Origin of the sequence: Mycobacterium spongiae (assembly GCF_018278905.1) — a bacterium.
Lineage (GTDB): Bacteria > Actinomycetota > Actinomycetes > Mycobacteriales > Mycobacteriaceae > Mycobacterium > Mycobacterium spongiae.
This window is the reverse complement of record NZ_CP046600.1, coordinates 2367948-2393470: the sequence shown is the minus strand read 5'-3', so window position 1 is coordinate 2393470 and position 25523 is coordinate 2367948. Positions and strand designations below refer to the sequence as shown.

Sequence of the window (25523 nt, the reverse complement as noted above, 5' to 3'; positions counted from 1 at the left end):
TCCACAGCTGTTCATGCTATTCGGCTAACCTCGTGGCGTATGGCCATGAACCTGTGTCACCGGCTGAGCTGCAACTCCGACCGCTGGGCAACGGAAGTGAAAAACCAGCTGTTGCCATGGTGTCTGGCCAACGTCGACCTTGGCGACAATGCCCTCGAGATCGGACCCGGCTACGGCGCGATCCTGCGGGTATTGGTCGACATGACGCCGAGGCTCACCGCCGTCGAGATCGATACCCCGATGGCACAGCGGCTGCAGCGCCGCTACGGCGAGCGCGCGCGCATCATCAACGGTGACGGCACCGATACCGGGTTGCCTGCCGACGAGTTCAGCTCGGTGGTGTCCTTCACCATGCTCCACCACGTCCCCACCACCGACCTGCAGGACCGGCTGTTTACGGAGGCCTTCCGGGTGTTGCGCCCGGGAGGGGTGTTCGCGGGCAGTGATGGTGTGCCGTCAATGTTGTTTCGGATACTGCATTTCCGCGACACCTACAATCCGATCCCGCCCGAGACTCTGCCGAATCGTTTGCGCGCAGCCGGATTTGATGACGTCGACGTCGAAGTCCGCTCGGGTCGGCAGCGCTGGCGGGCAGTCAAACCAGCGCGCTAGCATGCGGAATTTCGATTCACCCAGATTTGGCGATCGCCACCCGCACCCCCTCACCGATCTCCACCGCATCGTCGGCTTCGCCGAATTCGAAACTGGTGGCCAGGATTTCCCCGGCGATCAGATCACGGTGGGAACGCGCCCAGTCTCCGTATTTGGTGGGAACCGACATCACCACCCGGATACGGTCGGAAACGTCCAGCCCGGTCGACTTGCGCAATTCCTGCAGTTCGCGGATACGGTCCTTAGCCCAGCCCTCGGCCTCTAGTTCGGGGGTCACCGCACCGTCCAGCACCACAAGCCCGGCGCCGGCAGGCAGGGCCGCGGTGAACTCGGGGTCTGCGGCCACCAGCCGGGAGCTGTACTCGTCGGGCTGCAACACCACCGGACCCGCCGACAGGGTGCCGTCCGGGTGCACGATGCCGTCGCCGGACTTGACGGCTTTGATGGCGGCCTGCACATCCTTGCCGAGCCGTGGGCCGGCTACCCGGGCGTTGACGGTGAGCTCGAACCGCCCGTATGTGTCAATCGCGTCGGTCAACTCGACCTCTTTGACATTGAGCTCATCGGCAATCAGATCGGTGAATGGTTTCAGCCGCAACGGATTATCCACTGCCACGGTAAGTTTAGGTAGCGGCAGGCGTACCCGCAGCTTCTTGGCCTTGCGCAGCGACGACGCCGCCGAGCACACTTCGCGCACCTGATCCATCGCCGCGACCAGATCATTGTCGGCCACCAGCACATCGGCGTGCGGCCAGTCCGTCAGATGTACCGACCGCTCGCCGGTGACACCGCGCCAGATGATCTCGGTGATCAGCGGCAGCAGGGGCGCAGCCAGCCTCGCGGTCACCTCGAGCACGGTATGCAGGGTATCGATGGCATCGCCATCTTCTTCCCAGAATCGCGAACGCGATCGTCGCACATACCAATTCGTCAGTGCCTCGGTGAACTGGCGAAGGTGTTCGCAGGCCCCGGAGATGTCGCAGACATCCATGGCCTCGGTGAGCGCATCGCGCAGCGCCGCAAGCTTGGCCAGGATGTAGCGGTCCAGGACGTGCGCCGAATCGGTACGCCACGTACCGACTTTCGGTGCATAGAGCGCCAGGAAGCTGTAGGCGTTCCATAGCGGCAGCAACACCTGCCGGACACCGTCGCGGATGCCTTGTTCGGTCACGATCAAGTTTCCGCCGCGCAGGATCGGCGAGGCCATGAGGAACCATCGCATGGCATCGGAGCCGTCCCGGTCGAACACCTCGGCGACGTCCGGGTAGTTGCGGAGCGACTTGCTCATCTTTTGGCCGTCGGAACCTAGCACAATCCCGTGCGCCACACAGGTTTTGAATGCTGGGCGGTCAAACAACGCGGTGGCCAGTACGTGCAGGGTGTAGAACCAGCCGCGGGTCTGCCCGATGTACTCGACGATGAAGTCGCCGGGATAGTGCGGATCGATTCGCTCGCCGTGGTCCCCGCTATCGGCGCCATCGAACCAATCCGCATTCTCGAATGGGTAGTGCACCTGGGCATACGGCATGGAGCCGGAGTCGAACCAGACGTCGAGCACATCGGGGATCCGCCGCATCGCACTGGCGCCGGTTGGGTCGTCCGGATTGGGTCGGGTGAGCTCGTCGACGTAGGGCCGGTGCAAATTGGTCGGTCGCACGCCGAAGTCACGCTCCAGCTCGTCGAGGCTGCCGTAGACGTCCACGCGCGGATAGGCCGGGTCGTCGGACTTCCATACCGGAATCGGAGTTCCCCAGTATCGGTTTCGGGAGATCGACCAATCGCGGGCACCTTGCAGCCACTTACCGAACTGGCCGTCTTTGACGTGTTCGGGATACCACGTGATCTGCTGGTTCAGCTCCACCATGCGGTCTCGAAATTCGGCGACCCGAACGAACCACGACGAGACCGCGCGGTAGATCAGCGGGTTGCGGCACCGCCAGCAATGCGGGTAAGGGTGCTCGTAGGTGTCGTGGCGAACCAGCACCGCGCCGTTCGCCGCGGCCGGACCGGCCCGATTCTTCAGGTCACGGATGATCGTGGGGTTGGCGTCAAAGACGTGCTCGCCCTGGTAATCACCTACGGTTGCATCGAACCGGCCCTTGGCGTCAACCGGTGTGACCGGCTCAATACCGGCGGCTTCCGCGACCGACATGTCGTCCTCGCCGTACGCCGGTGCCATGTGCACGATCCCGGTGCCGTCTTCGGTGGTCACGAAATCCCCGGCCAGTACCCGAAAAGCGTTGGGCGAGTCCATGAAGTACGCAAACGGCGGAACATAATGGAGCCCAAGCAGATCCGCGCCGCGATAGGTGCCCTGCACATCGGGGGCTTCGCCGAACTCGCGAGCGTAGGCACCTAACCGCGCCTCTGCCACGACGAACCGGCGTTCACCGGTCTTCACCTGGACATAGGTCGCGTCCGGATGAACGGCAACCGCCAGGTTCGACGGTAAGGTCCACGGCGTCGTCGTCCACACCAGCAGATAGGCACCGGCTAGCTCGTTGCCTGGGTCGCCGTCTGCGATCTTGAAGCCGACGGTAATCGCGGGATCTTGCCGGCTTTGGTAGATGTCGTCATCCATCCGCAGTTCGTGGTTGGACAAAGGTGTTTCATCGCGCCAACAGTAGGGCAACACCCGGTAGCCCTCGTACGCCAGACCTTTGTCCCACAGCTGTTTGAACGCCCAGATCACCGACTCCATATACGGCAAGTCCAGCGTCTTGTAATCGTTGTCGAAGTCGACCCAGCGCGCCTGCCGGGTCACATACGCCTGCCATTCGTCGGTATACCGCAACACGGATGCTCGGCAGGCGTCATTGAACGCCGCGATCCCCATGCCGTCGATCTGGGATTTGTCCGTGATACCTAGCTGCCGCTCGACTTCCAACTCCGCGGGAAGCCCGTGCGTATCCCAGCCGAAGCGGCGCTCCACCTTGTAGCCGCGCATGGTGCGGTAACGCGGAACGATGTCCTTGACGTAGCCCGTGAGCAAATGTCCATAGTGCGGCAGGCCGTTGGCGAAGGGGGGCCCGTCGTAGAACACGAACTCGGGGGCGCCATCGCGACGCGCGATACTGGCGCGGAAGGTGTCGTCGCGGGTCCAGTAGTCGAGCACGTCGAGTTCGAGGGCTGGAAAATCGGGCGGCCCGCCGGCAGGCTTCGGATATGCGGTGTTGGTCACTGTGCGCGTCGTCTCCCTGTGCCCCGGTAGCCGGTATGGACACATTGCGCGTGTGCCCTCTCGGCGCTGCGTGCCTGTGATTCAGGCCCCGGGGACGACGCTTCGCTGGTGCGAAGACGGCGCGGTACCACCCCGCTTGCCACGCTCACGCGCGACCGCTCAACTATGGCTGTCACGGGCCAACCCGTTCGGTTCTACTGGGCCAGACTGACCGTTCTTCCGAAGACTCCCCGGTGATAGCCGGATCGATGCCGTTGTGCCGATTCTACTGAAGCGCCGCAAATCCGCATCGCGGCCCTAGTTGGCTCCAAGGGACTACCGGGCCACAGGACATCCCTGCAGTCGGGTAGTCCCTTGGAGCCACGATTGCTCGCAATCCATCGACTACGCCTGGACATCGATCAGACCGGCACGCCACAGCGCAGCGTAAAGGTGCCGCAGGGGAATGCTCAGCAAACGAGCTGCCCCATCGACCAGCGGGTCGCCGCCACCGCCGAACGGCTGGGCATCTGCCCGGCGTGCAACCTTCTTGGGCGCCGGGGCCGGGGACCCATCGCGCACTAGCTGCAGCTTGGGGGCGGGCGCCACAGCTGCTACTTCAACTTCCTCAAACAGAACGGCGGTCATGACGCCTCCTACTGGAATTCAAGAACGTGGATGGAGTTCAAGAAATGTGGGTGAACTTCAACGATCGAGGACGAAAATCAAACGAGCACTAACGGACTGACCTGAACATGACTTGGTCTCGTCCCGTCACCGTTCCGATTCAGGAACGCCATCTGGGTTTGACGCCTCAGCCGAGAGCATCGCGCCGGAGGACGGATCGGGACGAAACAAAGCCCGGATATCGGTCCGGACTATCACTGGAACTCATGTGTCCCTCACCTCCTCTAGCTCGCGACGCGTGCGGATACCGCACGATCCATGCGCAACAAAGGAGTACAGAAGCACCGACGACTGTCGGAAATCTGCACCCCACTCGTCAGAGCTTTGGCACCACACGACGTGTCCGGTAACCGGAAGCCACCTGGGCTCAACCCTTAAGCCGGGAGGAGCTGTCCTGACCCGGGGCGTCTTTCGACGTTCGGGGTCAGTGGCCTATGTTCGTGTGGCCGCCTCACCTAACGAGGTGCCTTCCCGATCATGCATGACCGGGACGGCTGGGTCAATGTGATCTAGTCGCGTGTCGGCACCGGGCGCGGGCGCAGCCCGTCAAGAACCAATGCCACGACGAAGTCGGCGACTTGAGCAGCCGTGACGTCGTCATCGGTGCTCAGCCGCCGTTGTGCCAGCTGACCCACCAGCGCCGCCAGGGTGTATGCGACCATTCGGGGCGGAGCGGCCACCACCTCCCCACGGTCCTGCGCGGCGACGACGAAAATCTCGATATCGTCGATGAAACGCTCGTATATCCCACCCAAGTGCCGTTCGAAACGATCACCGAGCCCAGAGGCGTCGCGGAACAACAGCTTGACGGCAGCCCTATCAGCTTCGAAGAACTCGAATGTCGCCCGCACCGCTGCCCGGAACGCCGCTTCTCCCCCGGTCTTTTCGACGCCATCGACAGCGGCCAGTGTTGCCGCGACGTGGGTGCGCAGCGCAGTCTCTTCGACCGCCATCAAAGCGTGGAACAGATCGTCCTTTGAGTCGAAATACCAGTAGACCAGGCCGTACGCGAGACCGGCTTGTTTAGCGATGTCGGCGATGGTCGTGGCGTGCAGACCCTTGCGAGCGAAGACCTCTTTGGCCGCGGCCATGATCTCGTCGCGCCGTTGTGACTTCTCGTCGTCGCTGACCGCCCGGCGCCGCCGGGTGGTGCTCACCTTGGCGTCACCTCTCAACGAGGGCCTCGAGTTGCCCGATGGTGTCGATGAATTCCTCGACCATGTCAAGCACGACCGAGCGCGTTGGCCGAACCCGGTCGAGCGAACCGACCACTTGGCCGACGAAGTAGGTGGCCAGCTCACCAGCCTTCGCGCCCGGATGACTGGCGGCCTGGTTGATCCGTACTTGCGGCTCAGCGATCAGGGCCGTTTGCAGCGGCATGCCAAGGGGCTCTGGGCTATCCGGTCGGTCCCACTCGTCGGTCCAGGCCGTATGGAGCATCCGTGCCGGTTTGCCAGTCATAGACCGGGACCGCACCGTATCCGAGGAGCTGGCGGCCAGGAACTTGTCCTTGACCACTGGGGGCGTCTCGGCTTCCTCGGTGGTCAGCCACACGGAGCCGCACCACACGCCTTCGGCACCCAAGGCCAGGGCCGCAGCGATCTGGCGGCCGCGAGCGATCCCACCCGCGGCCAAAACGGGCGTCGGCGCGACCGCGTCGACGACTTCGGGAACCAGAACCATGGTGGCGACTTCGCCGGTATGACCCCCGGCCTCCGTGCCCTGGGCGACGATCAGGTCGACGCCCGCGGCCGCGTGCCGGCGTGCGTGATGGGTGGTGCCGGCCAGGGCAGCGACCAGCACATCGTGACCGTGCGCTCGTTCCACAAGGTCGGGCGGAGGCGGCCCGAGTGCGCTGGCAATGAGCCGGATGTCGTGAGCGAAGGCCACATCGAGCAGCGGCTCATAACCCTTCGGGGAGACATTGAGCCCGCCCCCGGATCCCGGCATAGACGGTGACTGCCCCTCGGCAGGTTGGGCGATCCCGTAGCGGACCAAGATGTCGTCGACGAATGCGCGGTGATCTTCGGGCAGCAATTCGGCGACCTGGCGTGCGTCGATCCCCCCCTGCTCGGCGCCGACGTACTTGGGGGGCAACAGCAGGTCGACCCCATAAGGCTTGCCGCCCGTCTGCTCTTCGATCCAGGTCAGCTCGTTCTCCAGGCGCTTGGGGCCGTGCGCGACCGCGCCCAGGATGCCGAATCCGCCTGCGTTGGAGACAGCGGCCACAACGTCGCGGCAATGACTGAAAGCGCAGATAGGGAACTCAACGCCAAGCATCTCAGCGACTCTGGTTCGCATTGTGATGACGCTATGAGCTATTGATTGATATGTCAATCGAATACGGTAGTCTACCTGCCATGTCTGAGCCATCGACCGCCTCCTTGTCCGCTCAGCAGCAACACGAGCGGCGCCAGGCAGTGCGCGACCTGATGCAAAAGACGCCGTACATCGGCGGGCTTGGGATCGTGTTCGAACGCTACGAGCCCGACGACGTCACACTCCGGCTGCCGTTCCGAGACGACCTCACCAACGACGGCATCTACTTTCACGGTGGGGTGATCGCATCGGTCATGGACACGGCCGGAGCCGCGGCCGCCTGGTCAAACCATGACTTCGGCAAGGGCATGCGCGCCTCGACGGTGGCAATGAGCATCCAGTACACCGGTGCCGCCAAGCGCTGCGACCTGCTGTGCCATGCGCGCACCGCGCGACGGCGCAAAGAGCTGACGTTCACCGAAATCACCGCGACCGATCCTGGCGGCAACGTCGTTGCCCACGCGGTTCAGACTTACCGGATCGTCTGAGATCCGGGCGATCTACCGTCGGGCGGCCAACTCGACACACCCTCTTCCAACGGAACTTGGAGGCTGTGGAGCAGCGAAGCAACCATCCGCCACGCGCCTATCGCGGTGACGAGCTCGATGAGGACGGTGCTATCGCTCTGCAGCTCGCGCTCACAGGCGGCCCAGCTCTCGGCACTCACCGATCCGTCACGCACCACGTCGTCGGTGGCCGCCAGCACGGCCCGCTCGGTGGGACCGAACCCGTCGTACGCCCGCCAATCCCGCACGCCGAGCAGATCGTCGGCCGCCACCCCGAGTCCTGACGCCACACGCCAGTGCTGGGTCCATTCGTAGTCGCAGGCAGTAAGCCAACCGATCCGCATGATCACCAACTCGCGCAGCCTCGGATCGAGGGCACCATGCCACAGCATGCTCGCGAGCAGGTCGTTGAAGACACGCGCTAGCCGAGGATGGTTCAACAGCGCCTGAAAGATGCTGAGCTCTGCCATGTAGTCAGGTACGCCCGCTTCGTCGGCGGCCGCCTTGGCTTCGCCTATCGGCAATAAGGGCACTCGGGCCGGATTCATCGGTGGGGTCATGGTGTGAGCACTCCATGGGTGGGCGGGACACCGTCGCGGTCACCGCCATGGTAGTCAGCACATCTCCGCCGCTTCGGCGGACGCGGCGGCAAAGCAGCCTTGCGGCCCTGCCGCACGGGTGGGTCCCCGGGTACGTCCCGGGTGGCTCGGAACGCACCAGCGACGTGTACTCGTAGAACAAACGGAACGCGCAGCTTTGCCCAACCTTCGCTCAACGCCTAGCCCCCGGTGCCGGGGACGGCCAGTCAGGCTTCTTCGGGTAGCAAATGGCGACGCTGCGCGGGTTGCCCAGCCGGTAGCCCAGCCGGCTGAGATGATGTGCGACCGCCCGATCCTAGGACGTGTCCCCTAAGCCAGAAAAGTGAGAGGCCGCTCATCTTCGGCTCCTTGAGGTTTCACGTTGCCTGGGCAACCTGAACACGAGAGCGGAATACGCCCTCTCGCACACGACAGGAGCAACCGTGAAAAGACCATCAGCCTGGAAACTTGTCACTGTCGGCGCCGCCATTGCCAGCCTCGGCGTTCTAGGCGCCGGAACCGCGGTCGCACAGTCACCAGCGGAGAACTCGCGAACCCACGTCCGGTACGACGGCGCCAGCGTGCAGAGCGATCCGGATTCAGAGGATTCACGGCTACGCTCGCCTATCCGGTAAGACGCATGTCGACGCCCACCAGCCCAGCACCATGGCGGTGGGCGGCGACCTCATCAAGGCCACAACCACCTAGGGCGTGTCTCCTCAGTGTCGGGTGGCTAACCCGCGCCATTGTTATGTGATGTTGAATCCGCGTTCGACGACACTTCGATTGTTGTGGTCGGTAGCGTCGAAGATTGGTGGGCGCCCACCTCGTGAGCCGCGTGCTGCTAGGCGTCCAACCGCGTGAACTCGCGTTGTCGGTACAGCTCGACACACTGCGCACGTCGGATCTTGCCGCTGGTGGTGATCGGAATCGATCCCGGTGATACCAGAACGAGATCGGCCGCGCTCAGCCCGTGCGATTCATAGATCGCCGCGTTGACGTCACGCTTGATTTCCCGCAGCCTATCGAGCACCTGCTCGTCGGAGTCGCCCCGTTTCTTGACCTCGACTATCGCGACGAGCTTCTCAGCGCCAGCATCCGGGACCCCGATTGCCGCGCAGCGTCCTCCGGTGATCTCCTGGATGGTCGACTCGATGTCGTCCGGAGAGTGGTTGCGCCCATAGATGATCAACAGGTCCTTCAGGCGGCCGATGATGAACAGCTCGCCCTCGTGGAAGAATCCCGAGTCTCCGGTTCGCAGCCATGGACCTTCGGGTGTACCCGCCAACGGGTTGACAATCTTTGCGCCGAACGTGCGCTTGGTCTCTTCAGATTTCTGCCAATATCCAGACGCGACGTGGTCTCCCTGCACCCAGATCTCGCCGACCGTTCCACCAGGGCACTCGGCGTTCGTCTCGGGATCGACGATGCGCACCAGCTGTGACGTCGGTTCGCCGTAGCTGACCAGCGGCGTGCCGCTGCCGTCTGTGCACGGGCTCGCCTGCCCGGCAGTGAGCTTCTCCGCGTCGAAGTAACCGATTTTGGGTGGCTCACCGGTACTCCGAAGCGCTATGTACACCGTCGCTTCTGCCATGCCATAGGCGGGGCGCATCGCATCCGGGGGAAAGTTAAAGGGGGCGAACCGGTCAATGAATCGTTTGACAGTGGCGGCCTGCACCCGCTCACTTCCGTTGAGGATGCTGTGCACCCCCCCGAGATCAAGCCCGGCCATGTCGTCGTCTGCCGTCTTACGCACCGCCACTTCGAAAGCGAAGTTCGGGCCTGCCGAAAGTGTGCAACCGTTGCGTGCCAACAATTGCATCCATCGGGCCGGCCGCGCCAGGAATCCCGCCGGGCTCGTGAGCACGGTGGGGATGCCCGCCAGAATCGGCATGATCATCCCCATCAATAGACCCATGTCGTGGTAGAGCGGCAGCCAGGACACCACCGTGAGGTCCGGTGGGACGACTCCCCCCTGGGGCGCAAACAAGTCGGAGATGATCTGCGCAAAATTGGCGAAGACATTGGGGCTCGAGACCGCGACCCCGGCCGGCGTACGGGTGGATCCCGACGTGTACTGCAAGTACTGCGTTTCCGGCTGCTCGCTGGCCGTGGAGCGAGTGCCCGGGCCCCGGGATCGCTGCCGAGAATCTAAGTCCAGCAAATCCAGTTCCATGATTGCTGGTGCGGCTTTTCCCGGCTGCGGATGCGCATACTCAATGACATTGTCGACAACGGACGACGTCGTCATCACGACGGCCGGCGAAGTGTCGGTGAGCACCGAAATCGTCCGCTCGTCGTGCGCGCCACCAGAGGGAACCGACAGCGGAACCGCGATACGTCCGGCCTGCAACGCGCCGAGAAATCCGACGATGTATTCAAGTCCCTGTGGTGCGAGTATCACTGCCCGATCACCGGTGGACCCGACGGCACTGAGCTGCGCGGCGACGTTGAGCGTCCGCCGGTACAACTGCGACCACGTCAGGGTCTCGACAACGCCGTCCCAATCTTGCTCGTAGTCGATGTAGCTCATAGCCGCATCGTTGGGATTCAGGCTGGCGCGCTCGCGCAGCACAGTGGGAATGGAAGAGCCGGCCACGTCCAGCAACACTACCTGTTTGGCCGCCGGCGCGGCTCCCGTTGACCAGCCAGGCAAGATCACGGTCACGGGCGCCAGCTCGAACGGAGAAAATCAACGGCAACACATCGGCGCGTTGCTCCCCGGCCGGACGGTCCTGAACAGGAAGGATGACGTCGTGAGTTAGTGCTGGAAGGGATTCTGGACGCGATTGCCCCGCGGCGTTCGCAAAGTCTCCCCTCAAGCACCGAAAGAGAGGCGGACGACGGTGGATCAACCACGTGTCACTCCGGTCGCCGTCGTCGGCATGGCGTGCCACCTTCCCACAGGCATTGACTCCCCCGAGCGGCTCTGGGAGGCATTGCTAGCCGGCAAAGACCTGATCACGGACATTCCCCCCGACCGGTGGGATGCCGACGAGTACTACGACCCCGACTCGGGTGTGCCCGGTCGGTCGGTGTCGCGGTGGGGTGGCTTCCTGGACGACGTGTCCGGGTTTGATCCCGAGTTCTTCGGCATCAGCGAGCGGGAAGCAACCGCGATCGATCCACAGCACCGTTTGCTATTGCAGACCGCGTGGGAGGCCGCGGAGCACGCCGGTCTGGCGCCACAATCCCTGGCCAACTCACTGACCGGCGCCTTCGTGGGTATGTGCCACGACGACTACGCCCATGTCACCAACGCGGCCGGCGCTCTGGGCGACGCCTACGGGTTCACCGGCACCGCTTTCAGCATGGCTTCCGGGCGAGTGTCGTATGCCCTGGGGCTGCGCGGTCCGTCCATCACGGTGGACACGGCATGCTCGTCGAGTCTGCTAGCCGTGCACCTGGCATGCCGCAGCCTGCATGAGCGAGAAAGCAACCTGGCCTTGGCCGGCGGGTGCATGGTCATGCTGGAACCGCAGATGTTCGCGTCCGCATCCGGGCTGGGCATGCTCTCCCCGACCGGACGCTGCCGTCCATTCGACGCCGGCGCCGACGGCTTCGTACGGTCCGAGGGCTGCGCCATCGTCGTTCTCAAGAGGCTCTCCGACGCACTCGCGGATGGCGACCGGATACTTGCCGTGTTGCGGGGCACCGCAACAAATCAAGACGGTCGCACCGAAACCATTACCGCCCCATCCCTGGATGCACAGGTTGCCGCCTACCGGGCGGCATTGGCGGCCGCCGGAGTGGACCCCGACACCGTCGGCATGGTCGAGGCGCACGGCACCGGTACCCCGGTTGGCGACCCCAACGAATTCGGAAGCCTGGCACAGGTCTACGGCGCAGGCGGGAAACGATGCGCACTCGGGTCGGCCAAGAGCAATCTCGGGCACACCGAAGCCGCAGCCGGGGCGGTGGGGCTCATCAAAGCGGTCTTGTCGTTGCAGCACGGGGTGGTGCCGCCAATGGTGCACTTCACCCGGCTGCCCGATGAACTCGCTGCGATCGAGACCGGACTCTTTGTGCCGCAGCAGATTACATCGTGGCCGAGGGACGGTCGAGAGCTGCGCCGTGCCGCGGTGTCGTCGTACGGCATGTCGGGAAGCAATGTGCACGCCGTTCTCGAACAGGCCCCGGAACCCGCAACCACACCCAACGGGGCCGCCCCGCATCGGACGGCCGGCCCCCAGCTGTTCGTGCTGTCTGCTACCTCGGCCGAGGCGTTGCGCCAGACCGCGGGCCGGCTAGCCGACTGGGTCGACAAGCCCGCCGGCAGCGACCCCGTGCAACTGTCGGATCTGGCCTACACGCTGGCACGCCGCCGCGGGCACCGACCGGTGCGCAGCGCGGTGATTGCGACGGGCCGCACGGAGTTGATCCAGCGGCTACGCGACGTTGCCGACGGTGACACGCCATTCCCGGCCGCAGTCGACCGGAATGATCGCGGACCAGTGTGGATCTTCTCCGGACAGGGCTCCCAGTGGGCGGGCATGGGGGCGGACTTGCTGGCCACGGAGCCCGTATTTGCCGCGACCGTTGCCGGCATCGAGCCCGCGATCGCGAAAGAATCCGGTTTCTCGGTCACGGAGGCGATGACAGCACCGCAGACCGTAATCGGGATCGACCGAATCCAGCCCACACTGTTCGCGATGCAGGTCGCGTTGGCGGCCACCATGAAGTCCTACGGCGTTACGCCGGGCGCGGTCGTCGGCCATTCACTGGGCGAAGTGGCGGCGGCCGTCGTGGCGGGCGCGCTGTCGCCAGAAGACGGTGCGCGCGTCATCTGTCGCCGCTCCCGCCTATGCACCCGGATCGCAGGTATCGGCGCAATGGCCGCGGTGGAACTACCGGCCCAGCAAGTGCGCGAGGAGCTGGCGAGCCGCGGGGTCAAAGATGTCGTGATTGCCGTCGTGGCCTCTCCGCAGTCCACCGTGATCGGTGGGGCGACCCGGACCGTGCGCGACCTCGTCTCGGCATGGGAGCAACGTGAGGTGATGGCCCGCGAGGTCGCTGTGGAGGTGGCATCGCACACCCCGCAGGTCGAGCCGATTCTCGATGAATTGTCCCAGGTGCTAGCCGACATCACCCCGATGACACCGCAAGTTCCCTACTACTCGGCGACCTCGTTCGACCCGCGCGAACGGCTTGTCTGCGACGCCCGGTATTGGGTTGACAACCTCCGCCACGCGGTGCGGTTCTCCGCCGCGGTGCGCGCGGCGCTTGAAGACGGCTTTCGGGTGCTGGGCGAGCTGTCTCCCCATCCCCTGCTGACCCGCGCCGTCATGCAGACCGGGGCGAGCCTCGACATCCCAGTCGCGGCGCTGGCTGGAATGCGGCGCGAGCAACGGTTGCCATACGGTTTGCGCGGGCTGGTGGCCGAGGTGCACTGCGCGGGTGCCGCGATCGACTTCTCGGCGCTGTATCCCGGCGGACACCTGGTCGACGCGCCGCTGCCGGTTTGGTCAAACCGCCGCCTAATGCTGGAATCTCACGGCGTCAGTCACCACACGGCCGCCAATACCGTTGCGGTGCACCCACTATTGGGCTCACACGTGCAGCTTATGGAAGATCCGGAGCGGCACGCGTGGAAGACCGATGTCGGCACCGCCACCCAGCCGTGGTTGGCTGACCATCGGATTCACGCGGTAGCCGCGCTGCCGGGGGCCGCTTATTGCGAGATGGCGCTGGCCGCCGCCCGCACCGTATTCGGCGAGCAATCCGAAGTCCGCAACATCCGCTTCGAGCAGATGCTGTTGCTGGACGACGAAACTCCCGTCGGAGCCGTCGCTTCGGTGCGGGCTGCTGGTCTCGCCACTTTCGACGTGGAGACCCTGCAGCACGGCGAAAAGGTACGACGGGCCACCGCGGAGCTATGCGCATGCGACGACACCGACCACCCTCCCGCGCATGATATCGACGCACTTCTGACGGCCCATGGATATCGCCTCGACGGCAACGAACTTCGAGAGTGGTTCGATGCGCGCGGTGTTCAGTTCGGTTCGGCGTTCACCGGCCTGGCCGCAGCCTACACACCGGAAGGAGCAATCGACGCCGTGCTGGCGGAGGTCGCGTTGCCAGGTGCGATCCGAGCCCACCAAACCGGCTACCACGTACACCCAGCGCTGCTGGACGCGTGTTTCCAGTCGGTAGCAGCTCACCCGGCCGTCCACGAGGTGGGCGGCGTGGCCTACGGCGGCTTGTTGCTCCCCTTGGGTGTGCGCCAATTGCGCACCTACGCGCCCACTCGCAATGCGCGCTACTGCCGGACCACGGTGACGGCCTGCGGCACGAACGTCGAGGCCGACATCGATGTCACCGACGAGAACGGAACCGTGGTGCTGATCGTCCGCGGCTTGCTGATGGGCACGGGCCGTTCCGAGAGAGCCGACCAAGATCGCCTGCTGGGCGACCGACTGTTGACTATCGACTGGCAACGCCGAGAACTACCGGATCCGGACCCGGACGCGCAAGCAGCCGGCCCCTGGCTGCTCCTCGTCGACCGCGAGGAGCCGCTGGCGACGGAATTGGCCGATGCGTTGACACGACATGGTGCGGAATGCGTCACCACGCGCTGGCCTTCGCCCGGCGACCATGCGGCTCGTTCCGACGGCCACGGCAACCGGTTTCGTAGCCAGCTCGATGCCCGCCCGTGGGCAGGCGTGGTCGTCATGATCGGGCCGAAGACCCCAGACGCCGAGGCCGCGCGCCCCGGCATTTTGACCAGCGATTGCGTGCAGCATCTGGTGCGCATCACCCGCGAGCTGACCGATGTCCCAGGCAGCACGCCGCGCCTGTACGTGGTAACCAGAGATGCTCAGCCAGTACTGCCCGACGACCGCCTCAATCTCGAGCAGGCCGGGTTGCGTGGTCTGTTGCGCGTGATCGGCGCCGAACATCCACACCTGCGGACCAGCCACGTCGACATCGACGCGGTGACCAAGGCCGACCAGCTGACGCAGCAACTCCTGAGCCGGTCAAGCGAAGATGAGACGGCCTGGCGCAACGATGAGTGGTATGCGGCACGCTTGCGCCCAGCCCCGCTGAGACCCGAAGAACGACCCACCGCAGTCGTCACACATGATTGCGACGGGATGCGCTTGCAGATTCGCGCTCGCGGTGACCTTCAAACACTGGAATCCGTTGCATTCAAACGGGTTCCGCCCGGACCAGGGCAAATCGAGGTTGCAGTCACCGCGTCGAGTATCAACTTCGCTGACGTGCTCGGCGTGTTCGGCAGCTATCGCAGCTTCGGACCGGCACCCGGGCTGGGTACCGATTTCGCCGGTGTGGTGACCGCGGTCGCCCCCGATGTCACCGAACTCAAGGTCGGCGACCGTGTCGGTGGCCTGTCCGGCAACAACTGCTGGGCAACGTTTGTCATCTGCGAGGCGGACCTCGCTGCCAAGATTCCAGCCGGCCTCACCGATGCGCAGGCAGCAGCAGTGACTACTGCAACGGCTACCGCCTGGTACGGACTGCACCACCTGGCTCGGATCAAAGCCGGTGACAAGGTGTTGATCCACTCAGGAACCGGTGGGGTGGGCCAGGCGGCGATCGCCATCGCTCGCAGGGCGGGAGCTGAAGTCTTCGCCACCGCTGGGAGCGCGAAACGCCGAGAGATGTTGTTTGACATGGGCATTGAGCACGTCTATGACTCGCGAAGCGCCGAATTCGCCGAGCAGATTCGCCGTGACACCGACGGCGTGGGCGTCGACATCGTCCTCAACTCGCTTACCGGTGCCGCCCAGCGCGCTGGAGTGGAGCTACTCACCTTCGGCGGGCGATTCGTCGAGATCGGTAAGCGCGACATCTACGGCGACACTCGGCTCGGGCTCTCTCCGTTCCGTCGCAACCTCACGTTTTTCGCACTCGACTTGTGGCTGATGTCGATGACCCATCCGGACGAAGTCCGCGAGCTGGTGAGCACGGTGTATCGGCTGACCGCCGATGGCGCACTGCCGATACCCGAGAGTACGCACCACTCGCTGGCCGAAGCAGCGACCGCGATCCGAGTGATGAGTGCTGCCGAACACACCGGCAAGCTCATCCTCGATGTCCCGCAAGCGGGCACAAGCAAGGTCGTGATGCCTCCCGAGCAGGCGGCGGTCTTCCGCCGCGACGGCGCCTACATCATCACCGGCGGTCTGGGCGGCCTCGGATTATTCCTTGCCGAAAAGATGGCCTCGGCCAACGACGGGACCGGAGCTGGCCGCATCGTGCTGAACGCGCGTTCGGCTCCGAACCAAAAGGTGATGGAGACAATCGAGCTCATTAGGTCTACCGGTTCGGACGTGGTAGTGCAGTGCGGCGATATCGCGGACCCGGACACCGCCGCGCGGCTGGTGAGCGCCGCAACCGCCACTGGGCTTCCGTTGCGCGGTGTGCTGCACGCTGCAGCCGTCGTCGAAGACGCCACGCTGGCCAACATCACCGACGATTTGATCGAGCGAGATTGGACGCCCAAGGTGTATGGCGCGTGGAATCTGCACCAGGCCACCGCATCTGCGCCCCTCGACTGGTTCTGCTCGTTCTCCTCGGCGGCGGCGCTGCTGGGTTCGCCGGGCCAGGGCGCATATGCCGCGGCCAACAGCTGGCTGGATGCCTTCACCTACTGGCGACGGGCACAAGGTCTTCCGGCCACCGCGATCGCCTGGGGGGCGTGGGCTGAGATCGGCCGCGGCGCCGGCTTGGCCGACAGCGGAGATATCGCCATGATCACCCCCGACGAGGGTGCCTATGCCTTCGAAACACTGCTGCGCCATACCCGGACCCACAGCGGCTATTCCCCCGTCGCCGGATCGCCCTGGTTAACCAGCCTGGCGCAGCGTAGCCCCTTCGCGGAAGTGTTCCAATCCACCGCTGTTTGCCGATCCCAGCACGGCAAGTTCCGTACCGAACTATCCGAGCTGCCGACCGACGAGTGGCCAACTCGCTTGAGGCGTCTGATCGCCGAACAGGTCAGCCTGATCTTGCGGCGTCCGGTCGATCCCGACCGGCCGCTATCCCAGTACGGCCTCGACTCACTGGGCAATCTCGAATTGCGCACGCGCATCGAAACGGAAACCGGGATACGCATCCACTCGACCGACATCACTACAGTGCGAGGTCTGGCCGATCACCTGTGCGAATCGATGACCCCTTCCGAAAACGCCAGGGCGACAATGCAAGGGTAAGCCGCTTTCATGAAATACCCTGAGATCCAGCGCCGAAGGCAAAGGAGCGAAAGTGGTTGTCCTGGGCCATTTGGGTCTAGAGACCGTGGGCAACTGGGTCCCGGCCCCTGGATTGGTCTGGCTTTGGCACGCCTCACCTGAATCGCTGACGAAGGCGCAGCAAGCACCGGTGAGCAGCGTGCCACCGAGCTACATTCAAGCCCGGCACCTACGCGGCTATCGCGACCAAGGGGCGCGCGGCCTCGACATGTCCCGACTCGTTGTCTCTGCCCTCGATATTCGTGGTCAGTGCGATATCCGCGCGATGACATATGTGATCAACGCGCACCTTCGCCGACACGACACATACCGCAGTTGGTTTGAGTTCACCGATGCTGGGCACATCGTTCGGCATACCATCGACGATGCTGGCGATATCGAGTTGATTCCGGTTGAGCATGGCCAGATGACGCCTAAGGAGTGGCAAGACTACATCTTGGCCACGCCGGGCCCATTGGAGTGGGATTGCTTCAGGTTCGCCATTATTCAGCGCGACGACCACTTCACCCTCTGCATCAGCGTTGATCACCTCCACGTCGACGCGATGTTTCTCGGTGCCGTGTTCTGGGAAATCAAAGCGATGTACGACGCGCTCATGGACGGTGCTGGCCCCGTCCCACTGCCGAACGTCGCCAGCTACGCCGACTACTGCGTGCGCGAGTCCTCGTACACGTCAGCATTGACGTTGGAATCGCCAGAGATACGGCAGTGGCTCGATTTCTTCGAATGCAATCGGGGGTCCCTTCCCTCGTTCCCATTGCCGCTGGGCGACACATCGCTGGTCGCCACCGGCGAATTGTTGTCGCTGCAATTGATGGACGCGCGGCAGACCGCCCAATTCGAGGCGGCGTGCACCCGCGCGGGCGTCCGGTTCAGCGGCGGCGTGTTCGCGTGCGCTGCCCTGACCGAATACAAGCTCGCCGGCTCGGAAACCTATTACGCTGTCACCCCCACCAGCACCCGCAGCACTCCAGCGGAGTTCGTGACCACAGGTTGGTTCATCGGCCACATCCCATTCGCCGTCCCGGTCGGGTCGTCGTTCGGTGAGACCGCCCGCAGCGCACAGGCCTCTTTCGACGAAAGCGCCCACCTGGCCACCGTCCCCTTTGAGCGCGTACTGGAGTTGGCGCCCTGGCTGACGAAGACGCCGCCTCGAGGCGGCTTTCCCATGCTGTCGTTTCTCGACGCAGGCGTGCCTCCATTATCGGCGGTGATCTCAATGCATTTAGGCCAAATGAAGGCGCGGGTATTCAGCGACGGCCGGATCGCTGCCCGAGTGTGCATGTGGATCAACAAGTTTCAGAACGAGACGACCATAACCGCGTCTTTTCCGAATAATCCGATCGCCCACGAATCGGTGGCGCTATACCTGGAGACGATGAAATCGGTTTACCTCGACATCATCGATGGTGGCGCCGACATCGCGTATCCGCGCAACGCCGCTGCGCTGCAGCGCCAGCGGCTCTGATCCGGCTCTCGGTCGGTTCCCGTCGAAAGTTTGCTGGACACCCGATCGATTCGCACGCTTCCCGGGAGATGACGGCGTCCTCGCCCGTGGCTCTCGGTGCCTCGCGGGACCGTTCAGATTAGATTCGGATTAGATAAGTGGCCTACCTTCGGGAACCCTTCCCGGATGATCATTCCGTCTTGGTGCGCTGCGGCCACCAGCCAGGCCATTCCCGCACCCGCCGCAAGCCAGCACCGAAGCGTCGTCTGCCGATGGCGGCGCCAGGAAGTCAACCTCGGACGGCAGGTATTCGGTGTGGCCAGCGTCCTTGTCCCCGCGGCCGAAAAACCACCTACATCCTGGTGAAATGCAATTGACTGATGGATCAATTGTCGGCGCGTCCCGGCAATCGCCTACGCTGGCTTCAACAACTTTTTTGTACGTACGCACGATTTTTCCGCGCGTGTGTAGTTGAGCCGCTAGGCTCTGAACACGCCAAGAACTTGTGGTTGGCTTCGACGGGGGTCGCTGGGGTATGCGTGCTGGCTGCTGCGGTGTGTTCGCGAGTCACCACATATTTCGGTGATGTTCTGCGAAGCGCTCATAAGGGCTCGGAGCCAATGCTAAGAACAAACATGGGGTATGGAGAGAAGAAGGACCGTGGATACGACACGTGTTGCTCCGGTTGCCGTTATCGGTATGGCGTGCCGGCTGCCGGGGGGCATTGACTCCCCTGACCTGTTGTGGGAGGCGTTGCTGCGTGGCGACGATCTGGTCACCGAGGTTCCGGAAGACCGCTGGAACGCGGATGAATACTACGATCCCGAGCCCGGCGTACCCGGCCGCTCGGTATCGAAATGGGGCGCGTTCCTTGACGACATTGCCGGCTTTGACTCCGATTTCTTCGGAATCAGCGAGCAAGAAGCGACCGGGATCGATCCGCAGCACCGCCTGTTGCTGGAAACCTCCTGGGAAGCCATAGAGCACGCCGGTAGCACCCAGGCCGAGATGGCCGACTCGCAGACCGGTGTCTTCATGGGAATGACGCACGGCGACTACACGCTGCAAACCGCCGACGCCAACGCGCTGGATGGGCCGTACGGATTCACCGGCAACAACTACAGCTTCGCCTCCGGGCGGATTTCCTACGCCTTGGGGCTGCGTGGTCCCGCAATGACGGTCGACACCGCATGCTCATCTGGCCTGACCGCCATCCACCTGGCATGCCGCAGCCTGCACGAGAGCGAATGCCAGCTCGCGCTAGCAGGTGGCGTCTCGCTGACGCTGGATCCGCGTAAGTTCGTCTCCGGCTCGCTACTGGGTATGGGGTCTCCGACCGGCCGTTGTCATGCGTTCGACGTCGCGGCGGATGGGTTCGTCATGGGCGAGGGTTGCGTCGTTCTCTTGCTGAAGCGGTTGGCGGATGCGCAGCGCGACGGTGACCGGATTCTGGCTGTGATCCGTGGCACTGCCTCCAACCAAGATGGCCGAACGGTCAATATCGCGACGCCGTCACGGCAAGCTCAGGTCGAGGCTTATCGGGCGGCGTTGGCCGCGGCGGGTGTGGATGCGGCCACCGTCGGCATGGTGGAGGCACACGGCACCGGGACCCCGATCGGCGACCCGATCGAATACAACAGCCTGGCCGAGGTGTACGGCATCGACCGGCCCTGCGCGCTCGCCTCGGTGAAGGCCAATTTTGGGCATACCCAGTCGGCCGCCGGAGCTCTGGGGCTGATGAAGGCGGTCCTGGCGCTGCAGCACGGGGTGGTTCCACAGAATCTGCACTTCACTCAGCTCCCTGATGAGCTGGCCGCGGTGGATACCGAACTCTTTGTGCCGCAAGAGATCACACCGTGGCCCACCGGTGATGACACAGCGCCACGGCGGGCGGCGGTGTCGTCGTACGGCATGTCGGGAACCAATGGCCACGCCATCGTTGAGCAAGCTCCGGCGCAGGCCCCGGAAACCAGCACACCCGACGAGACGCCGAGCACTCCCGCCGTCGAGGGCGCGCTGCTTTTCCCGTTGTCGTCGAGCTCAGAGGACGGACTGCGCCACACCGCTGGGCGGCTGGCTGATTGGGTCGAGGCCCAAGGAACCGACCTGTCGACCACGGATCTGGCCTACACGCTGGCGCGACGGCGCACGCACCGGCCGGTACGCACAGCGGTCACTGCCACCAACCCCGAAGAACTGTGTGCGGCATTGCGTGAGGTCGCCGACGGCGAGGCCCCGTATCCGCCGGCGGTCGGCCAGGACGATCGGGGGCCGGTGTGGGTGTTTTCCGGTCAGGGTTCGCAATGGGCGGCGATGGGTGCCGACCTGCTGGCTACCGAGCCGGTGTTCGCCGCGACGGTGGCTGCCGTGGAGCCGCTGATCGTCGCGGAGTCGGGTTTCTCGGTGACCGAGGCGATGACCGCATCCGAGGTTGTCACGGGTATTGACCGGGTGCAGCCGACCCTGTTCACGATGCAGGTCGCGTTGGCGGCCACGATGAAGTCCTACGGGGTGACCCCGGGTGCGGTGATCGGGCATTCCTTGGGTGAGTCCGCGGCCGCGGTGGTGGCCGGGGCGTTGTCGCTCGAAGACGGGGTGCGGGTGATCTGCCGCCGTTCCAAGCTGATGACTCGCATTGCCGGTTCCGGGGCGATGGCGTCAGTGGAATTGCCTGCCCAGCAAGTGATTACAGAGTTCGTCGCGGGCGGCGTCGAGGACGTCGTAGTGGCGGTGGTCGCGTCGCCGCAGTCCACGGTGATCGGCGGGGCAACCCAGACGGTCCGCGACTTCGTTGCCGCGTGGGAAGAGCGTGACGTGATGGCCCGCGAGGTGGCCGTTGATGTGGCCTCGCATTCTCCGCAGGTTGACCCGATCCTCGACGACTTGTACGAGGTTCTGGCCGAGATCACGCCGTTGACACCAGAGGTTCCCTACTTCTCGGCGACATCGTTTGACCCACGCGAGGAGCCGTACTGCGACGCCTCTTACTGGGTGGACAACCTGCGGCAGACCGTGCGTTTTGCCGCGGCGGTGCAAGCCGCGTTCGAGGACGGGTTCCGGGTCTTTACCGAGCTGTCGCCGCATCCGCTGCTGATGCACGCGGTTGATCAGACCGCGCGCAGTCTGGATATGTCGGTGGCGGCGTTGGCCGGTATGCGGCGTGAGCAGCCGCTGCCGTATGGGGTGCGCGGATTGCTGGGTGATCTGTATGCCGCGGGGGCGGCGGTGGACTTCTCGGTGCTCTATCCCCGTGGGCAGTTGGTGGACGCGCCGCTGCCAGCCTGGGCTCAGCGTCGGCTGCTGCTGACCCCCGGCAGTCAAGACTCGCGGACCTACGGCACCTCCATGGTATCGGTGCACCCGCTGATGGGGGCACACGTGCCCTTAGCCGAGGAGCCGGAACGCCACGTTTGGCACGGAGAGGTCGGCACCGGCGCACTGCCCTGGTTGGCTGACCATCAAATCCATGGCACGGCGGCTCTTCCCGGGGCGGCGTACTGCGAGATGGCCTTGGCCGCGGCCGGCACGGTGTTGGGTGAGGCCGGCGAAGTCCGCGATGTGCGTTTCGAGCAGCTGTTGCTGCTCGATGAGCAGACCCCGGTCGGCATCACCGCGACAGTGGAAGTCCCCGGGCTGGTCTCCTTCGCGGTGGAGTCCGATGAGGATGGGCAACGCCTGCGGCGAGCCTCGGCGGTGCTGCACGCGGTCGAGGATGACGATCCGCCGGCCCCCCAGGACATCGCCGCTTTGCTGACGGCGCACCCCACCCCGATTGCCGGCGACGACCTCCGGCAGGGTTTCGACCTGCACGGAATTCAGTATGGTCCGGCGTTCAGTGGTCTGGCGACGGTGCATACCGCCCAGGAAGTTGGCGGCACCACGGTGTTGGCCGAGGTTGGCGTGCCGGGGTCGATCCGGGCCCAGCAGAGTGTCTATGGCGTGCATCCAGCGCTGCTGGACGCGTGTTTTCAGTCGGTGGCGGCGCATCCCAGTGTGCGCAATGCCGGCCACGGTGGTTTGCTGCTGCCGTTGGGCGTGCGTCGGCTACGTGCCTACGGCCCCGCACGGCATGCCAAGTACTGCTACACGACGGTGACCGAGTGCGGCTCGGAGGTCGAAGCCGACCTCGACGTGCTCGACGAGCACGGCACCGTGGTGTTGGCCGTGCGCGGCCTGCAACTGGGCACTGGTGCCCCGCAAGGCAGCGAACACGATCGGGTTTTGGGCGAGCGGTTGTTGAGCATCGAATGGCAACAGCGCCAGCTGCCCGAGACCAGTCATGCCGAGCCCGGTAGCTGGTTGTTGATCAGTACGTGCGATGCCACCGATCTGGTGGCCACGGAGTTGACCGACGCGCTCAAGGTGCACGACGGGCAATGCGCGACGATGTCGTGGTCGTTTCATGCCGACCACGTGGCCCAGGCCGCGCGGATGCGCGAGCAGCTCGAATCCGGCGGGTTCACCGGGGTGGTGGTGCTCACCGCCCCACCCAACGGACACCCGGATGAAGAATCCCCCACCCAGGGTGCTGAGTATGTCCGGCATGTGGTGCGGATCGCTCGCGAACTGCCTGAAATCTCGGCCCGAGAGCCGCGGTTGTATGTGCTGACCCGTAATGCCGCGACGGTGTTGTCGGATGATCGGGCCAACCTGGAGCAGGGTGGGTTGCGGGGGTTGTTGCGGGTGATCGGTGCCGAGCATCCGCATTTGAAAGTCAGTTACATCGATGTTGATGAGCAGACCGGTACCGAGTCGGTGGCGCGTCAGCTGTTGGCGGCGACCGATGAGGACGAGACCGCCTGGCGTGGCGAGGAGTGGTATACCGCGCGGTTGTGCCCGGCTCCGCTGCGGCCCGAGGAGCGTCAAACCATCGTTGTGGACCATGCCGAGGCCGGTATGCGTTTGCAGATTCGTACTCCTGGTGATCTGCAGACGTTGGAGTTCGCCGCCTTTGATCGGGTGGCGCCGGGGCCGGGGCAGATCGAGGTCGCGGTCAGCGCGTCCAGCATCAATTTCGCCGATGTGCTGGTCACCTTCGGCCTCTACCAAACCGCGGACGGCAAACAACCGGAGTTGGGTACTGATTTTGCTGGTGTGGTGACTGCGGTCGGTGCGGGTGTGACCGAGCATGAGGTCGGCGATCGTGTCGGGGGGATGTCTCCCAATGGTTGCTGGGGAACGTTTGTGACCTGTGATGCCCGGATGGCGGTGGCGCTGCCGGAGGGGCTGACCGAGGCTCAGGCTGCCGCGGTGACCACCGCGTCGGCTACGGCGTGGTACGGGCTGCAGGATCTGGCGCGGATCCGGGCCGGTGACAAGGTGCTGATCCATTCGGCGACCGGTGGGGTGGGACAGGCCGCGATCGCGATCGCCCGTGCGGCGGGCGCTCAGATCTATGCCACGGCGGGTAGCCAGAAGCGTCGAGAGATGTTGCGCGCGATGGGCATCGAGCATGTTTATGACTCGCGCAGTGTGCAGTTCGCCGAGCAGATCCGCCAGGACACCGATGGCTACGGGGTCGACATCGTGCTCAACTCGGTGTTCGGTGCCGCCCAGCGCGCCGGGCTCAAACTGTTGGCCCTGGGCGGACGGTTCATCGAGATCGGCAAACGCGACATCTACGGCGACAGCAAGCTGGGGCTCTACCCCTTCCGGCACAACCTCGCGTTCTACGGCGTCGATCTTGGGTTGATGGCGGCCAGTCATCCGGCGGCGGTGCGTGAGTTGTTGAGCACGGTGTATCGGTTGACCGCTGAGGGTGTGTTGCCGATGCCGGAATCCACGCATTACCCGTTGGCCGAGGCGGCCACCGCGATTCGGGTGATGGGTGCTGCCGAGCACACCGGCAAGCTCATCCTCGATGTGCCTCATGCCGGGCGCAGCAGTGTGGTGTTGCCGCCCGAGCAGGCTCAGGTCTTTCGTGGTGACGGGTCCTATGTGATCACCGGTGGTCTTGGTGGGCTGGGGTTGTTCTTGGCCGAGAAGATGGCCTCGGCGAACGACGGGGCCGGCGCGGGCCGGATTGTGCTCAGCTCGCGCTCGGCGCCGAGTCAAAAGGCGTTGGAAACCATCGAACTTGTTCGTGCGATGGGTTCTGATGTGGTGGTCGAGTGCGGTGATATCGCGCAGGCTGGCACGGCGGAGAGGTTGGTGGCCGCGGCCACGGCGACCGGGCTGCCGTTGCGGGGGGTGCTGCACGCGGCCGCCGTCGTCGAAGACGCCATGCTGCCCAACATCACCGATGAGCTGATCGAGCGTGACTGGGCGCCCAAGGTGCATGGTGCCTGGCAGCTGCATCAGGCCACCGTGGGACAGCCGTTGGATTGGTTTTGTTCGTTTTCCTCGGCGGCGGCGTTGGTGGGTTCGCCCGGTCAGGGTGCTTATGCCGCGGCGAATAGCTGGTTGGACGCTTTCACGCAGTGGCGCCGGGCTCAGGGCCTTCCGGCCACCTCGATCGCCTGGGGTGCCTGGGGCGAGGTCGGACGCGCCACCACCTTCGCCGAACAAGCCGGTGATTCGATCACCTCGGAGGAGGGCGCCTATGCGTTCGAGACACTGCTACGCCACAACCGCGGCTACAGTGGCTACGCCCCGATCATCGGATCCCCCTGGCTAACGGCATTCGCCCAGCGCAGTCCGTTTGCGGAGATGTTCAAATCCCTGGGCCAGCATCGTTCGGGGGCCAGCCAACTCCTCGCCGAGCTCGACGAGCTCCCCCAAGAGGAGTGGCCCGGCCGACTGCGACGCCTCCTGTCCGAACAAATCGGCCTCATCCTGCGCCGCACCATCGACGCCGACCGTCCACTGACCGAGTACGGCCTGGACTCGCTAGCCAACCACGAACTGCGCGCCCGCATCGAGGCGGAAACCGGGGTACGCATCAGTACCGCTGACGTCACAACCGTCCGAGGTATGGCGGACTGCATTTACGACAAATTGACGTCAAACCGCGACATTGCGGCACCGTCGTGAGGTAGGAATGGACACAAGCGCCGACTG

At 64.5% G+C, this 25523-nt stretch carries 11 protein-coding genes and 1 riboswitch; of the genes, 5 read left to right on the top strand and 6 right to left on the bottom strand.

Going from position 1 to position 25523, the window contains the following annotated elements:
• Positions 1-39: 39 nt before the first annotated feature.
• Positions 40-612 (top strand): class I SAM-dependent methyltransferase, encoded by a 573-nt coding sequence (locus F6B93_RS09770; protein WP_211698917.1) that lies wholly within the window; start codon positions 40-42, stop codon positions 610-612.
• Positions 613-628: 16 nt separating this feature from the next.
• On the opposite strand, the gene ileS is transcribed toward F6B93_RS09770, so the two are convergent.
• The 4 genes from ileS to F6B93_RS09750 form a co-directional block, all read right to left on the bottom strand.
• Positions 629-3793, bottom strand: coding sequence for an isoleucine--tRNA ligase (gene ileS, locus F6B93_RS09765; RefSeq protein ID WP_211698916.1), 3165 nt, complete (start codon positions 3791-3793; stop codon positions 629-631).
• Between the two features lie 384 nt (positions 3794-4177).
• Positions 4178-4420: an Rv1535 family protein gene (locus F6B93_RS09760; protein WP_211698915.1), complete on the bottom strand. Its 243-nt coding sequence runs from the start codon at positions 4418-4420 to the stop codon at positions 4178-4180.
• A gap of 340 nt (positions 4421-4760) precedes the next feature.
• Positions 4761-4929, bottom strand: a riboswitch (M-box (ykoK) riboswitch).
• Between the two features lie 39 nt (positions 4930-4968).
• Entirely contained in the window at positions 4969-5616 is a 648-nt protein-coding gene (locus F6B93_RS09755; RefSeq protein ID WP_211698914.1) for a TetR/AcrR family transcriptional regulator, read from the bottom strand.
• 7 nt (positions 5617-5623) lie between these two features.
• Positions 5624-6760, bottom strand: coding sequence for a nitronate monooxygenase (locus tag F6B93_RS09750; RefSeq protein ID WP_211698913.1), 1137 nt, complete (start codon positions 6758-6760; stop codon positions 5624-5626).
• A 59-nt stretch (positions 6761-6819) separates the two neighbouring features.
• On the opposite strand from F6B93_RS09750, the gene F6B93_RS09745 reads away from it, so the two are divergent.
• Positions 6820-7266: a PaaI family thioesterase gene (locus F6B93_RS09745; RefSeq protein ID WP_211698912.1), complete on the top strand. Its 447-nt coding sequence runs from the start codon at positions 6820-6822 to the stop codon at positions 7264-7266.
• On the opposite strand, the gene F6B93_RS09740 is transcribed toward F6B93_RS09745, so the two are convergent.
• Positions 7251-7832, bottom strand: a complete 582-nt coding sequence (locus tag F6B93_RS09740) for a carboxymuconolactone decarboxylase family protein (RefSeq protein ID WP_211699385.1) — start codon at positions 7830-7832, stop codon at positions 7251-7253. The two genes, F6B93_RS09745 and F6B93_RS09740, sit on opposite strands and share 16 nt — an antisense overlap.
• Positions 7833-8706: 874 nt before the next feature.
• On the bottom strand, positions 8707-10461 hold the full coding sequence (locus tag F6B93_RS09735; RefSeq protein ID WP_211699384.1) for an AMP-binding protein: 1755 nt from the start codon (positions 10459-10461) through the stop codon (positions 8707-8709).
• 247 nt (positions 10462-10708) lie between these two features.
• Between F6B93_RS09735 and pks2 (F6B93_RS09730) the strand changes: the two genes are divergently transcribed.
• The 3 genes from pks2 (F6B93_RS09730) to pks2 (F6B93_RS09720) all read left to right on the top strand — a co-directional run bounded on the left by pks2 (F6B93_RS09730) (position 10709) and on the right by pks2 (F6B93_RS09720) (position 25496).
• Entirely contained in the window at positions 10709-17038 is a 6330-nt protein-coding gene (pks2, locus tag F6B93_RS09730) for a sulfolipid-1 biosynthesis phthioceranic/hydroxyphthioceranic acid synthase (protein WP_211698911.1), read from the top strand.
• Positions 17039-17108: 70 nt separating this feature from the next.
• Positions 17109-18545: a condensation domain-containing protein gene (locus tag F6B93_RS09725; protein WP_281426160.1), complete on the top strand. Its 1437-nt coding sequence runs from the start codon at positions 17109-17111 to the stop codon at positions 18543-18545.
• A 621-nt stretch (positions 18546-19166) separates the two neighbouring features.
• Entirely contained in the window at positions 19167-25496 is a 6330-nt protein-coding gene (gene pks2, locus F6B93_RS09720; protein WP_211698909.1) for a sulfolipid-1 biosynthesis phthioceranic/hydroxyphthioceranic acid synthase, read from the top strand.
• Positions 25497-25523 lie beyond the last annotated feature (27 nt).